Genomic DNA, 14,129 nt, shown 5'->3' on the forward strand with positions numbered 1-14,129 from the left:
GCGTGTTCACAGTAGGCAAGGGGTTGCGCTCGTACGCAATGGGTGCAGGGCAAGGCGCGGCGACGCTGGCAGGGTGGTCTCCTGGCGAGTCGCCGCAACGCAGCCATGCGCCCATTTCGTCCGAGCCCTTCGGGTTGAGGACTATGGCCTGCGCTACTGCGTTGCGCTCCTTGTGCGGGGGAACCACCCCGCACCGCGTCGCACGCCTTGTCCCGCAAGCCATAGTCCTCAACGCAATCCCCTCGCCTACTGCGAACACGCCCTAGGGCACCACCGCGACATAGTGCCGTGCGATCTCCCCCGCCTTTGCGAACCAGCAATGCTGGCGCTGCGATGCCAGATAGCCAAGCGCCCGACGCAGCTGGCGCATGCGGAAGGGCTGACCGATGATCATCGAGTGCAATGCGATGCTCATCACCAGCGGCTGCGCAGCCGACTGCACACGCATCTCGTCAAACTGGTCGACGATCATGTCAGCGAATTCTTCGGCACCGATCTGGCGGCCGATGATGGCGGCGCTGTCGTTGATTTCCTGCGGGTACGGCATGGCGAGGATGCGGCCGCTGCGCGTGTTGAGCCACACCGGCTGGTCGTCCATGCACCAGTCCATCAGGTACTGGTAGCCCGCTTCGTGCAAGAGATCGGGCGTCACCGCCGTCTCGGCGATCCAGGGGCTGAGCCAACCGGCGGGCGGTGTGCCTTCATGCGCGGCGATGCTGTCGCGCACCTCGCAGATGAGGCTGCGCTCGGTGGCTTCGTCGAAGCCGGCCTGGTGTTCGGAGTTGGTGCGGCCATGCGCAGCGATTTCGGCGCCCGCCTCGCGGAAGGCGGCGATGAGCTGGGGGCAGGCATCGTAGAGCGCGGAGTTGATGAGTAGCGTCACCGGCAGATCGAGCTCGCGGAACAGATCGAGCAGGCGCCAGGCGCCTACCCGATTGCCATAATCGCGCCAAGAGTTGTTGAGCACGTCGGGCGCGGGGATGCCGGGCACGAGGTCCTCACTGATGCCTTCGTTGAAAGCGTAGTGCTCCAGGTTGAGCGCGAGGAACACGGCCAGACGCTTGCCGCCGGGCCAGCTGAAGTCGGGCCGCTCGGTGATCGGGCTGTAGTCGTAGCGGCCGTGCTGGCGCAGCGGCAGGGGCATGGGTTCTTTGCTGAATTTCATGGCGCGTCCTTGAAGCGGGCCGTGAGTGCAGCGCTGAGGCCGACCTGCACGCGTGCGGGCAGCGCGGCGAGACTGCCGGCGCGGGGCTTGATGGGTTTCAAGCGGATGAGCGATTCAGCCTGCAGCATGGCGCAGCTGACGCCCTCGATCAGCGGCACGGGCACCTGTGCCTGCAGGCGCGGCGGCACACCGGCCATCACGGCTCCGGCAAGCACCACGACCTCGCAGCCATCCCGTTCAACGAGAGAATTGGCGGCCTCGATGGCGAGGCGGTCGGCCTCGTCCTGGTCACCGGCGGCATACGGCGCGCTGGTGTCGACACCGCGCCAACCAGCGATGCGCGAGGCGAGGCCGTAGGACGCGGCAAGCTCCTGATACACCGGCAGCACGCGCGGGCCGAACATCACCACGCCGATGCGTGTGCCGAGCTGGCAGGCAGTGAGCAGCGCGGCCTCGGTGATGCCGATGACGGGAATATCGAGCATCTCGCGCGCGGCCCACAGGGCGACGTCGTAGGAGACGGCGATGACAGCGGCGTCGCAGCGTTCTGAATGCTCATTTGTGTACCGTGCCAGAAGATCCAGGCACGCGTGGTTGGCGATAGCCAGCTCGGTGCGCGTGGCGATGACATTGGCACCGAACTCGCCCGTGACAGCGACAACTTCAGTGCCAGGCGAAACAACTGCACGCGCGACACCGGCGACCTTCTGCGTGACGTAGTCGGAGGTGTTGGCGTTGATCAGCAGGATGCGCGTCATGCAAACACACTCTCAAGATCCACCTCGCTACTCTCGGGAGGTTCCAGCTTGAGCGAGTGCTCGACGTGTTCGAGGTGGGTGTGCATCAGCAGGGCCGCCCGCTCGCCGTCGCGTGCTTCGATGGCGTCGACCAGGCGCGGATGTTCATCGTGCGCGCAGTGCTGCTCGTCGGGAGCGTCGTAGAGCAGGATGATCAGCGCGGTGAGCGATTCGAGCTCGCGCAGGGTGCGCACCAGAAAGCTGTTGCCCGAGATCTCGGCGAGCAGGATGTGGAAATCGCCGGTCAGCGTAATCAGCTCATGCTCCCTGCCCGGCGTGGTGCGTGCCTCGGCCTCGCGGGCTACGTGGGCGCGCAGCTGCTGGATGTGGCGCGGGGTGGCGAGCTGGGCGACGGTACGCACGAGGTTGGGCTCGATCAAGCGGCGTGCGAAGAAGACTTCGCGCGCTTCGTCTGCCGTGGGGCTGCTGACGAAGGCGCCGCGATTGGGAATATTGGTGGCGATGCGGTCATGCACGAGGCGCCCGATAGCCTCGCGCACCTTGGTGCGGCTAACGCTGAAGATGCGCGCCAGGCGCTCTTCGACAAGCTGCGTTCCCGGCGGCAGCTTGTGTTCCATGATGGCCGCAAGAATGCGCTGGTGAATGGCTTCTGAACTCAGCGCCCGCATGCCGCGCGGAGTGCGCGAAGTGGTTTGAGTCGGCTGGGCAGTGCCGGTTGGCATCACGATTCATTGTCTCCATGGCGCACGGCATCGGCAGCGCGCGCGGTGATCGGAAGTGAAAGTACGCAGACGGCGCAGGCTCACGACCTGGGTCTCAGACAGGGAAAGTCCCGGCCTTCACCCCAACATATTGCATACATCAGTTTTTCGCAAGCGCGTCTTACGTTTGCACCAAAAGCGGGCACATGCACCACTACGCGCACCACGCACGATCATATGATATTGATAATAAAGCAAATTTTACGTTGACTCGCTGCATACGGCAGACATAATAGATTGCATACAATCTCGCAACCGGCGCGATTGGCAACCTCGACGGGAGTTCTCGCATGTCCTTCTCCAGCCTTTGTCGCGCCGCCCTGCTTGGCGCCGTCCTCAGCACCCTGCCCGCCCTTGGCCACGCCCAGACACATCTGCGCATCGCCGGCAACTTCGCGCCGGACCACTCTTCGTCGATGGCCATGCAGATGTTCAAGAAGGAAGTCGACGCAGCCAGCAAGGGCACGCTGATCATCGACGTGTTCGACAACCAGCAACTCGGTGGCGCGCAAGAGAACGTGACGCAGACGCGCTCGGGCACCATCGACATGTGCTGGGTGGGCATGGCCTTCCTGTCGCGCACGGTGCCGGAGCTCGAAGCGGTGAGCATGCCCTTCATGTTCCCGAGCCGCGAAGTGGCCTACAAGGTGATGGATGGCCCGGCGGTCGACCTGATCGAAGCCAAGATGGCGGACAAGGGCTTTACCTCACTGGGCTTCATGGAACTGGGCTCGCGCCAGGTCACCAATAGCAAGCTGCCGATCAAGACCATGGCCGATCTGAAGGGTCTGAAGATCCGCATGCAGCCGATCGAAACCCACCTCGCCACCTTCCGCGCGCTAGGCGCCAACCCGCTGCCTATGGACATCAAGGAGGTTTATTCGGCGCTGGAGCAGAAGGTCATCGACGGCCAGGACAACCCCTTCGCACTGATCCTCGCCAGCCGCTTCTACGAGGTGCAGAAGTACGTCACCAACACCGGCCACTTCTTCGACTTCATCTCGGTGGTCGCCAACAAGAAGAAGATGGAAGCCCTCTCTCCCGAGCACCAGAAGATCCTGCGCACAGCGATGAGCAATGCCATCAAGTGGCAGCGCGGCGTGTCGGTGAAGGCGGATGCCGATGCCCTCGTCGAGCTGCAGAAGAAGGGCATGATTTATTCCGAACTGCCCGCCAGCGAACGTGCGGCGATGGTCAAGGCCACCGCCGGCGTGGTGGACGACGTGAAGAAGCGCCTAGGTGCCACCTTTGTCGACCAGGTGCTGGCCGAAGTGAAGAAGGCCAGCAACTGATCGCCTGACCGATCTTCTGACTGATCGCACGAGGACAGCTCCATGAACGGCACAACCCGTTTCACTCCGATGCGCCACAGCGGGCCGCTACGCCCGCTGGCGCTGCTCATCGCGGCCTTTGACGTCGCCGTCGGCTGGGCGCTGGTCGCCGAGCTGGTGGTGATGGTCAGCATCGTCTCGATCCAGGTGGTCTTGCGCTACCTGTTCAACAGTTCCATCGACTGGGCTGACGAGCTGGCGCGGCTGTGCTTCGTGTGGTCGATCTTCACGGCGATTCCGCTGGGCCTGAAAGGCGGCGCACACATCGGCATCGAGATGCTGGTGGTGCGCTTCCCGGCCCATCTGCGCAGTGTGACGGCGCGGCTGATCGCGCTGCTGGGTGCGGCGATGCTGCTGCTGGTGGCCAAGGAATCGGCCGTCATGGCCTGGGAGCAGTGGGACGAGCTGATGGCCTCGATGCCGGCCAGTGCGGCCTGGTTCATCGTGCCGCTGGGCGTGTGCGGGCTGCATGGCGCCCTGCACCTGATCTGGCAAGCCCTCATCGGCGCGCAACACGTCGATCCCGAACTGCAATCGGAGCTTGCCTGATGAGCCTGCTGGTCATTCTCGTTTTCCTCGGCATCGCGCTGTTCGGCATGCCGCTGGCCCTCTCGCTCGGTCTGGCTGCCATCGGCGGCCTGATCGCCAGCGATGTGGAATTCAACCTCTTGCCCTCACGCATGATGAGTGCGGTCAACGCCTTTCCGCTGATGACCATTCCCTTCTTCATCCTGGCCGGCGAATTGATGCTCAAGGCCGGCATGATGGAGCGCCTGATCGATCTGGCCAACACCATCGTCGGGCGCATGCGCGGCGGGCTGGGGCATGTGACGGTGCTGGCTGGCATGGGGCTATCGACCGTGTCGGGCGCGGCCGTAGCCGACGCCAGCGCGCTGGGCTCGACCCTGCTGCCCTCACTGAAGAAGCATTACGGCGTGGGCTTCTCAGCCGCCATCTGTGCGGCGGCCGCCAACCTCGGGCCGATCATTCCGCCCTCCGGCGCGATGATCGTGTACGCCTTCATGGCCGGCCCTTCGGTGTCGGTCGGCGGCCTGTTCATGGCCGGCATCGTACCGGGCATCATCCTCGTCGTCGGCATGCTGGTGATCTGCTCGATCATCGCGCACAAACGCCAGTTCCCGCTCACCGGTGAGCCCTTCTCCTTCGCCGCCGTGTTCCGCGAGCTCAAGCGCTCCATCATCATCTTCATGATGCCGGTGATCGTGATCGGCGGCATCGTGGGCGGCGCCTTCACGGCTACCGAGGGTTCAGCGATTGCCGTGATCTACGCACTCGCTATCGGCTTCTTCATCACGAAGAAGCTCAAGATATCCGACCTGCCGGAAGCGCTGATCCGCACCGCCATCACCTCGTCGGTGGTCGGCGCGATGATCGCCTTCGCCTCGGTGGTGACCTACATGCTCACTATTGACATGCTGCCGCACAAGCTGCTGGCGCTGATCCAGTCGCTGACCTCGGACCCGCTGGCCTACCTGATGCTGGTGGCGCTGGTGCTGCTCATCGTGGGCATGTTCCTGGAGTCGAACGCGGCCTACATCATGCTGGTGCCGCTGCTGCACCCCATCGCCATCAAATTCGGCATCGACCCGCTGCACTTCGGTTTCCTCTTCGTCTTCAACCTGGTCATCGGCATGCTCACGCCGCCGGTGGGCGTGGTGCTGTTCGTCATCTGTGGCGTCAGCGGATTGAAGCTGGGTGAATTGTCGCGCCACGTGTGGCCCTTCATTGCATTCATGTATGCCCTGTTGCTGGTGTGCATGTTCTTCCCCCAACTCGTGCTCACGCTACCGCGTGCGCTGGGATACTGAGATGGCCAACGACCTGAGCGCCGCCGAAGCCTGGACCGCGCAGCAACGCTTCATCGGCGTCATCACGCCTTCCGGCAACACCGTCGTCGAGCGCATCACGCTGGGTATCCTGCGTGATCTGCCCGCCGTGTCGGCCCACTTCTCGCGCACACCGGTGTTCGGCAGCAGCGATCCGTCGCCCGACCGTTATGCTCACGAAGGGCCACTCGCCGCTGCGACTTTGCTTGCACACATGAAGCCCGATGTAATTGTGTGGAACGGCAGCAAGGGCGCCACCATCGGCTTCGCCCACGATGCGGCCCTGGCCGAAGCCATCAGCGCCGCGACGGGCATCGCGGCAACGACCTCGATACTGGGCCTCAAAACCGTGCTCGCCGCACGTGGCATCACGCGCATCGGCGTGGTCACGCCTTACGCAGATGCAGGCCAGCAGGCCACGCTGGATTGCCTCGCCCACGAGGGCTACGACTGCATCGCCGAAGCGCACGCAGAACCCGGCGACAAGCTCAGCGACAACCTCAGCTACGCCAGCGTGCCGCTGCCACGCATCGCCGAAATGATGCGCAAAGTCGGCGCTGCCAAACCGCAGGCCATCGTCAGCCTGTGCACCAACTTCCCGGCCGCCGCGCTGGCCGCGCCCATCGAAGCCGAGCTGGGCATCCCCGTCATCGACAGCACAGCGCTGGGCGTGTGGGCCGCGCTGAACGCCATCGACGCCGATATGCGTAGTGCTGTGCCGCGCTGGGGATCGCTCTTCGGTTCCATGGCATGAGCAGCATCGTCATCCGCAAGGCCCGCGTGCTTTGCCTCGACGCGGCCGACCGCGAATGGCCCTGCGCCGACATCGTGATCAGCGGCCAACGCATCAGCGCCATCGGCCCCGACGCTGGCCTGCCGTACCTTGCAAGTGCCACGCGCGTGATCGAAGCCGAGGGCCTGCTCGCCATGCCGGGCCTCATCAACGCGCACTTCCACTCGCCCGGCAACCTCATGAAGGGCAGCCTGGATGGACTGCCGCTCGAACTCTTCATGCTGCATGAAGTGCCACCGCTCGCCGGAGTTGACGGAAATGGGGGCGACATCGATCGCCTGATTTACGTGCGCACTGCGCTGGGCGCACTGGAGATGCTTCAGCGTGGCATCACGGCGGTGCATGACGATGCCTACCACGTGCCGGTGGCGAGCCAGGCCAGCGTCGACGCGATCATGCAGGCCTACGCCGATGTGGGCATTCGCGCCACGGTTGCCATCGATCAGCCGAATGTCGTCGAGTACGAAAAGTATCCGTTTCTCGCCGAGCTATTGACGCGCGAACAACGTGCCGCGATGGACGCCGCACCGCGCCAGTCCTCGCGGGAGCTGCTGTCGCTGTATGCGCAGCTGATCGAGAAATGGCATGACAAGGCCGATGGTCGACTGCGCGCGGCGGTCTCCTGCTCAGCCCCCCAACGCGTCACCGTCGACTACTTCGAAGGCCTCTCCGCGCTGTCGCGTCAGCACGATCTGCCCTTCAACATCCACATTCTCGAAACCAAGCTGCAACGCGTCCTGGGCGAAGACAAATACGCAAAATCACTCGTTCGATATGTGCACGAGCTGGGCCTGCTGGATCAGCGGATGATGATTATCCACGCCATCTGGGTCGATTCCGGCGACATCGAATTGATCGCCCAAGCGGGCGCCTCAGTCGCCCACAACCCGGTATGCAACTTGCGACTGGGAAGCGGAGTAATGCCCTGGCGACAACTGCGCAACGCAGGCGTGCCACTGTGCATCGGTACCGACGAGATGAATACCGACGACACCACCAATCTCTGGCTGGCCGGCAAGACCGCCGCCCTGCTGCAGAACATTGCCGAGCCCGACTACCTCGATTGGCCACGCGCGCCGGAGATCCTGCACGCCATGACGCATGGTGGCGCGCACGCCATGCGCTATGGCGACGAACTCGGCCAATTGCGCGTTGGTGCGCTCGCCGATTTGAATCTGCTCGACCTCGACACCCACGCCTTCACACCGCTCAACGACCTGCGTCGCCAACTGGTGTTCTGCGAAGACGGCAGCTCGGTGCGCGCCACCATCGTCAATGGCGAAGTGGTCTGCGAGGGCGGCGTCGCCACACAAGTGAATGCCAAGGCCCTGCGCGCCGAAGCACGCGCACTGATGGCCGACTACAGCACAAGTCTGCAACACGCCAGTGGCGAAGCGGCACAGCTGGCCCCCGCCTATCGCGAGATGTTCCTGCGCGCCGCACAACGCGACGTGGGCCTCAAGCGCCGCCTAGACAATTGAAAAGCGCCCTCTTCCTGCACCCGCGTTCACGCACCTCACCCCAGCCCTCAAGGAGTCATCGATGAAATTTCCGCTCGCCCCCCTCGCCTCACTCAGCATCGCCGCAGCGCTGAGCCTGGGCAGCAGCATCGCGCTTGCCAACCCGAATGCCATCCGCATCGCCGGCAACTTCTCGTCGAACACCAAGCATGTCGACAACATCGAGCGCCCCTTCTTCACCAATCTGCCCAAGATCCTCGGCCTGCCGCTGAGCGTGAACTACAACCCCATGGACGCCGTCGGCGTGCAGGCAGCTGACGCGCTGCGCATGCTGCGCTCGGGCACCTTTGACGTGATGAGCGTGCAGATCGGCATGGCCTCGCGTGACGACCCCTTCTTCGAAGGCGTAGACCTGATCGGCGTGTCGACCAATCTCAAGGATCTGCGCGCCGCCGTGGAGGCCTATCGACAGGTATTCGACGAGCGCCTGCAGAAGCGCTTCAACGCCAAGGTGATGACGCTGTGGCCCTTCGGCCCGCAGGTGTTCTATTGCAACAAGCCGATCAAGACCCTCGACGACATCAAGGGCCTCAAGGTGCGCAGCTTCACCCCGTCGATGGCCGCGCTGATCCAGAGCCTGGGCGCGACACCGGTGACCCTGCAGTTCTCCGAGGTTTACCCGGCCCTGCAGCGCGGCGTGGCTGACTGCGGTGTGACCTCGCCGACCTCGGGCAACGCCGGCAAATGGCCGGAAGTGACCAGCTACTTCCTGCCCCTGTCCGTCTCCGGCTCGGTACAGGGCCACTTCATGAACCTCGACTACTGGAACAAGCTCAGCCCCGAGGTGCAGAAGAAAACGCTGGCCGCTTTCAAGAACATGGAAGACCAGATGTGGGCGCTGGCTGAAACCGCCAATGCCGATGCCATGAACTGCAACGTCGGCGCCGAGCCCTGCAAGGAAGGCGTGAAGTTCAAGATGAACATGGTCAGCGTCTCGCCGGCCGATGCGCAGAAGGTCAAGAACGCCGTCGGTTCGGTGGTGCTGCCGCTGTGGAAGGAGAGCTGCAACAAGGTTGATCCCAAGTGTTCGGAAATCTGGAACAACACGGTCGGCAAGGCACGTGGCTACAAGATCAACTAGGCATGCCTAACAAGCGGGCAGCGCCCAGCGCTGACCTGGTTGGCCTGCTCGCCGTGCTTAAGCACTGCGCCAGGCGGGCCCACAGCTGACAACCGCCGTCAGCGGCGGGCTCGCCCCGCTTGTTAAGCATTCCGCTTCCGACCCACAACGAGAAAAGCCATGCCCCCCAATCTCTTATCCCGCTCCCTCACCCGCCTCGTCGACACGCTGGTCATCAGCGTCGGCTGGTGGCTGGTGCTCCTCTCCATCCTTAGCTGCATCGAGATGGTCACGCGCAAGCTGTTCAACTTCAGCCTGCAAGGCATTGACGAGGTTGGCGGCTACACCCTGGCCGTCACGGCTGCAATTGGCTATTCCTACACCCTGATCACGCGCGGCCACACGCGCATCGACTTCCTGGTCGGCAAGCTGCCCGCCAAGGCCCGTGCGCTGCTCAACACCTTGGCGATGCTCACGCTGGCCGCCATGGCGGTGTTCTGCATCCTGCGCGGCTGGGTCGTGCTGTCCGAGTCCATCGAGTTCCAGAGCCACTCGACCACGCCGCTGCAGACGCCGATGTGGATTCCGCAGAGCATCTGGTTCGTCGGCTGGGTGCTCTTTGCAGTGATCTGCATCTACCTGGCGCTGCACGCCCTGTGGCTGCTGCTGCGCGGCGAGACCGATGCACTGAACCGCGCCTATGGCCCGCAGACCCTGGAAGAGGAAATCGAGAGCGAGGCCGGCGAAGTACTGGAGCAGTTGCGCGAAGAGCAGAAGCACGAAGGAGTGAAAGCATGATCGGCCCTGTCGAAATCGCGATCGGATTCCTCATCATGCTGGTCCTGATGTTCATCGGCCTGCATGTCGCCACCACCATGTTCATCACGGCCATCCTTGGCGCGGTGCTGTACCTGGGCATGCCGGCGGTGAATGCTGTCGGCAACCAGCTGTGGGCGGCGAATGAAGACTACGTACTGCTGTCCATTCCGCTGTACATCCTGCTTGGCGAGATCCTCGTGCGCAGTGGCACCACCGACAAGATGTACAAGTCGCTGGCCGACTGGCTCAACTTCCTGCCTGGCGGCCTGTTGCACACCAATATCGGCGCGTCTGCACTGTTCTCGGCGGTGTCGGGTTCGTCGGTGGCAACGGCAGCAACCATCTCGACCGTTGCACTGCCGACCTTCAAGACGCGCAAGTACGACGTGCGCATGGTGCTCGGCTCCATCGCTGCGGGCGCCAGTCTGGGCAACCTGATCCCGCCGGGCATCGCCTTCCTGATCTATGGCGCGATGACCAATACCTCGGCCGGACGCCTGTATTCGGCTGGCATCATCCCCGGCGCACTGATGACCCTGATGTTCATGGGCACCATCCTCGCCATCAGCCTGTACAAACCGGAGCTGACCGGCGACAAGGAAGCCGAGGCGCCGCTGCGCGAAAAGCTCGGCCGCCTCAAGCACCTGCTGGCGCCCCTTATCGTCTTCGGCGTAGTCATGGGCTGCATCTACACCGGCTGGGCCACGGTGACCGAGAGTGCCGCGCTGGGCGTCGTCGTCGCCTTGCCGATTGCCTGGGCCTACGGCCAGCTGACGGTGAAGATGATGCATGAGGCCTTCCGCGCCACCCTGCGCCTGACCGCCATGAGCGTACTGATCCTGACCATGGCCTTCTACCTCAACTTCGTGCTGGGCCTGCTGGGCGTCACCCAGTCGCTGGCCTCGGTGGTACAAGCGCTGGATGTGTCGGCCGTGCAGCTGCTGTGGGTGCTGGCGGTGTTCTACCTGTTGCTGGGCATTTTCTTCGAGACCCTGCCGATGCTGGTCGGCACCGTGCCGCTGGTGTTCCCGCTGATCACGGCGGCGGGCATCGACCCGGTGTTCTTCGGCGTGTTCATGGTGCTGATGTGCGAGATCTCGCTGATCAGCCCACCGGTCGGCATGACGCTCTACGTGATTCAGGGCGTACGCGGCGAAGGCACGATCAAGGAAGTATTCGACGGCACGATTCCGTTCTTCCTCACCATGATCCTGATGACCGCGCTGCTGATTCACTTCCCGCAGATCGCGCTGTGGCTTCCCAATCTGTCGTTTGGTTGAGCTGCCATGCGGACGCCTCGCTCCTGCCAGAGCGAGGCGTCTTGCAGCGGCTCAGGGCAAGCCGATCACCGCGCTGTCCTTGGGCCAGCTGATGCGGTAGTCAACGCTGAACTTCTGCGTCGCGCCAGCCGCCAGACGCTGCTGCCAGGCGATCACGCCGGGCAGATCCTGCCAGTTCTCCTGTGCCGGCTTGGGTTCGAAGCGCTTGTCGACGCTGATCGATTCCGCCGTGCTGACTGGCGAGGCTTCGAGCAACAGCAGCTCAACCGCCTGCTTGTGCTGATTGCTGACGGTATAGACATCAAGAATCTGCCGCTCGCCACGTTGCGCGATGAAGCCCGACTCGCCCGACATGACTTTGGGATGCGTCACCGTGATGCGGACCAGATCGTCGCGGCCGAAAGGCAGTTCGAATTTTTCGCCCGCCTGCGCGTTCCAGCGCGTGGCGCCGACGTATGAACGGTCACGATAGAGCTGGATCTCGCCACTGAGCCACACACCCTGCGGCCGCTCCGCTTCGGCCACGACATAGGCAGTGCTGTCCTGGCGCGGCAGGGCCTGCACGCGCAGCTTGACCGGCAGATTCTCGCGACCGAGCAAGACTGTCAGTTTGCGGCCATCAGAGGGCACGCTGAGCCTGCCCGGCACCTCGAACTCGGTCGAAAAGGCCGTCTGCAGCGCGCTGACATCGAACAAGGGCGCCTCTTCGCGCGCATCGGCTTGTCGTATGGCGCGCAGCATCAGTTCGGGGGCTGCCTTGGCAGCTGGCGCGGGAGCCGGCGCTGCCGGCATGCGTACCGTCACCGGCGGCCGCAAGGAGAGCTGCCAGGGCCGCGGCGTGGCGCCCTGCGGCGTATTGCGCGGCTGATCGGTGGACAGGCGGATCAGCGCGCCCGTCCAGTCCTCACCAGTGTTCTGTGCAATCTGCGCCTGACGTTCCAGCTCGACCCTGGCATTGGCCGAATCCAGCGATGCGCGGTACAGCGGCTGCCAGCCCGGCCCCTTGATCTGGTAACTGACGCGGACTTCGCCCGCCCGCTCGGCGGCGAGCTGCACACTGAGTGTGCGCGTATCGCGCGAGCTGCTCGCCAGGCGTTCGATCTCGCGCTGCAGGGCGTCGCGCTGCGCCTGCAGGCTGCGCTTTTGCACCAGCACCCGCTGGATGCGCCCGTAGGCATCGCTGCCGCCACGGCGGATCGCTTCCAGCGCGGTGGCCAGCGTACGCGCATCCAGCGGCGCCGCCTGTGCGGCCGATTCGCCACCGCCCAGGCCCTGCAGATAATGCGTCACCAGTTCGGCGGACTGACGTTCGACATCGAGCATCGCCAGCTGATCATCCAGCGCCTGCAGCTTGGCTTCAAGCTCGGCCTGACGCGGATTGACCGCCTCGGCACTGCTCACGTCCTGCGTTGTGATGTCGCCGATGCGAATGCCCGGATCGCCCTCGACACGCAGGCTGCTGACATCGAGCCCGGCCGGCAGCCCCGCCAGCACCAGGCGCGTGGCGCCTGCAGCAAGGCTGGCGCTGCGCTCGACCATGGCACTACCGGGATAAAGTGTGACGCGCGCAATGCGCGAGGCGTTCTGCGCCTGCGCCACTCCGTTGATGAACAAGCCAGCAAGCAGGATATATGCGGATCTCATGGCAACTCATCGATCAGGACGGGCCACCATTGTAGCGAGACGCAGCCGTCAAGCGGTGCTTTTGCCGAGCGTGCTTTCGCGTGCGATGAGCTCGTGGGTGAGGACCGTCGCCTCGGCCTCGGCGCAGGCGGCCGGATAAGGCTCGTCGCGGCGCTCGCTGATCCGGCGCACCAGCAGGCGCAGCGCCACTTCAGCCATCAGCACGGTATTCTGGTGCATGGTGGTCAGCGGCGGCATGAAGTAAGCACTCTGCGGATCGTTGTCGATGCCCATCACGGCAATATCCTCCGGCACCCGCAAACCCATGCGGTGGGCTTCGTGCAAGACGCCCAGGGCCATGCGGTCGCTGCCGACGAACACCGCGTCAAGCTGCGGACAAACATCCAGCAGGCGACGCAGCGAAGGCCCGCCCGAAGTCACTTCCCAGTCACCCTCGACATAGCAGGACTGTTCCTCGGCCAGCCCGGCCTCTTCCAGCGCGGCCCGCCAGCCCGCCCAGCGCTGCTGGCTGACCCAGCGCTGCATCGGCCCGCTGATGTGGCCGATATGGCGCCGCTGCAAACTGAGCAAATGCCGCGTGGCATTCTTGCCGGCGAGAAAGTTGTCGAACCCCACGGTGTCCACACCGGCACGCGGATGCGCATTGATCACCACGATGGGCATGGGCAGATCGTCAATCGGGTAATCATTCATCCAGGCATGGCTGTCGCCGATCTCCGGCCCCGCCCAGATGATGCCATCCACATGCCGCTCGATCAGATGGTTAAGCATGATGTCCACGCTGGAACGCGAGAACTCGCGCATTTCCTTGCTCAGCAAGGCGTAGCCAAGCTGGTCGGCCTGGCGCACCATGCCGACATAGGCGGCGCCATTGGTGAGATAGCCGATCTCGGCATTGGCCACCACGCCCAGCGTATAGCTACGGCCGCTGTTGAGCTGGCGCGCCAGCGCACTGGGACGAAAGCCCAGCACCTCAATGCACTTGAGCACGCGCGCGCGCGTCTCTTCCGTCACCTGTGCACTGTCATTGACGACCCGTGAAGCCGTCTGCTTGGAGACGCCCGCCATCTTGGCGACGTCCGCCAGCGTCACCCGCTGGCCCTGTGTCTTTTTCCTGTCCAACTCATCCCCGCTTCGTTTTGGCCGATACG

General features: G+C 64.0%; 13 protein-coding genes. 8 read left to right on the top strand and 5 right to left on the bottom strand.

Annotation, left to right across the window (positions count from 1 at the left end):
• Window positions 1-262: 262 nt before the first annotated feature.
• From ABDB84_RS05660 to ABDB84_RS05670, 3 genes are read right to left on the bottom strand one after another with little or no spacing between them, the layout of a single operon-like run.
• Window positions 263-1,165 carry a polysaccharide deacetylase family protein gene (locus tag ABDB84_RS05660; RefSeq protein ID WP_345918722.1) on the bottom strand — a complete coding sequence of 301 codons (903 nt, stop codon included), beginning with the start codon at window positions 1,163-1,165 and terminating at the stop codon, window positions 263-265.
• A complete protein-coding gene (locus ABDB84_RS05665; protein WP_345918723.1) occupies window positions 1,162-1,923 on the bottom strand; it encodes an aspartate/glutamate racemase family protein in 762 nt (253 codons plus the stop codon). The genes ABDB84_RS05660 and ABDB84_RS05665 overlap by 4 nt, the downstream gene beginning before the upstream one ends.
• Window positions 1,920-2,645, bottom strand: a complete 726-nt coding sequence (locus ABDB84_RS05670; protein ID WP_345918724.1) for a GntR family transcriptional regulator — start codon at window positions 2,643-2,645, stop codon at window positions 1,920-1,922. Before ABDB84_RS05670 ends, ABDB84_RS05665 begins: the two co-directional genes overlap by 4 nt.
• Before the next feature lie 329 nt (window positions 2,646-2,974).
• On the opposite strand from ABDB84_RS05670, the gene ABDB84_RS05675 reads away from it, so the two are divergent.
• The 8 genes from ABDB84_RS05675 to ABDB84_RS05710 all read left to right on the top strand — a co-directional run bounded on the left by ABDB84_RS05675 (window position 2,975) and on the right by ABDB84_RS05710 (window position 11,334).
• Window positions 2,975-3,976: a TRAP transporter substrate-binding protein gene (locus tag ABDB84_RS05675; protein WP_345918725.1), complete on the top strand. Its 1,002-nt coding sequence runs from the start codon at window positions 2,975-2,977 to the stop codon at window positions 3,974-3,976.
• Window positions 3,977-4,018: 42 nt separating this feature from the next.
• Window positions 4,019-4,564 carry a TRAP transporter small permease gene (locus tag ABDB84_RS05680; protein ID WP_345918726.1) on the top strand — a complete coding sequence of 182 codons (546 nt, stop codon included), beginning with the start codon at window positions 4,019-4,021 and terminating at the stop codon, window positions 4,562-4,564.
• Window positions 4,564-5,844 carry a TRAP transporter large permease gene (locus tag ABDB84_RS05685; RefSeq protein ID WP_345918727.1) on the top strand — a complete coding sequence of 427 codons (1,281 nt, stop codon included), beginning with the start codon at window positions 4,564-4,566 and terminating at the stop codon, window positions 5,842-5,844. Before ABDB84_RS05680 ends, ABDB84_RS05685 begins: the two co-directional genes overlap by 1 nt.
• A 1-nt stretch (window position 5,845) precedes the next feature.
• Window positions 5,846-6,616, top strand: coding sequence for a maleate cis-trans isomerase family protein (locus ABDB84_RS05690; RefSeq protein ID WP_345918728.1), 771 nt, complete (start codon window positions 5,846-5,848; stop codon window positions 6,614-6,616).
• The gene (locus ABDB84_RS05695) at window positions 6,613-8,136 is read left to right on the top strand and encodes an amidohydrolase family protein (RefSeq protein WP_345918729.1); all 1,524 of its coding nucleotides are present in this window, start codon (window positions 6,613-6,615) and stop codon (window positions 8,134-8,136) included. The genes ABDB84_RS05690 and ABDB84_RS05695 overlap by 4 nt, the downstream gene beginning before the upstream one ends.
• A gap of 61 nt (window positions 8,137-8,197) precedes the next feature.
• Complete coding sequence (locus ABDB84_RS05700; RefSeq protein ID WP_345918730.1) at window positions 8,198-9,256, top strand: TRAP transporter substrate-binding protein; 1,059 nt, start codon at window positions 8,198-8,200, stop codon at window positions 9,254-9,256.
• A gap of 159 nt (window positions 9,257-9,415) precedes the next feature.
• Window positions 9,416-10,033, top strand: coding sequence for a TRAP transporter small permease subunit (locus ABDB84_RS05705; RefSeq protein WP_345918731.1), 618 nt, complete (start codon window positions 9,416-9,418; stop codon window positions 10,031-10,033).
• On the top strand, window positions 10,030-11,334 hold the full coding sequence (locus tag ABDB84_RS05710) for a TRAP transporter large permease (protein WP_345918732.1): 1,305 nt from the start codon (window positions 10,030-10,032) through the stop codon (window positions 11,332-11,334). Before ABDB84_RS05705 ends, ABDB84_RS05710 begins: the two co-directional genes overlap by 4 nt.
• A gap of 51 nt (window positions 11,335-11,385) precedes the next feature.
• On the opposite strand, the gene ABDB84_RS05715 is transcribed toward ABDB84_RS05710, so the two are convergent.
• Both ABDB84_RS05715 and ABDB84_RS05720 read right to left on the bottom strand, forming a co-directional pair.
• On the bottom strand, window positions 11,386-12,978 hold the full coding sequence (locus ABDB84_RS05715) for a DUF4139 domain-containing protein (protein WP_345918733.1): 1,593 nt from the start codon (window positions 12,976-12,978) through the stop codon (window positions 11,386-11,388).
• 48 nt (window positions 12,979-13,026) lie between these two features.
• The gene (locus ABDB84_RS05720) at window positions 13,027-14,100 is read right to left on the bottom strand and encodes a LacI family DNA-binding transcriptional regulator (RefSeq protein ID WP_345918734.1); all 1,074 of its coding nucleotides are present in this window, start codon (window positions 14,098-14,100) and stop codon (window positions 13,027-13,029) included.
• Window positions 14,101-14,129: the final 29 nt, after the last annotated feature.

Source organism: Uliginosibacterium sediminicola, from assembly GCF_039631295.1.
Lineage (GTDB): Bacteria > Pseudomonadota > Gammaproteobacteria > Burkholderiales > Rhodocyclaceae > Viridibacterium > Viridibacterium sediminicola.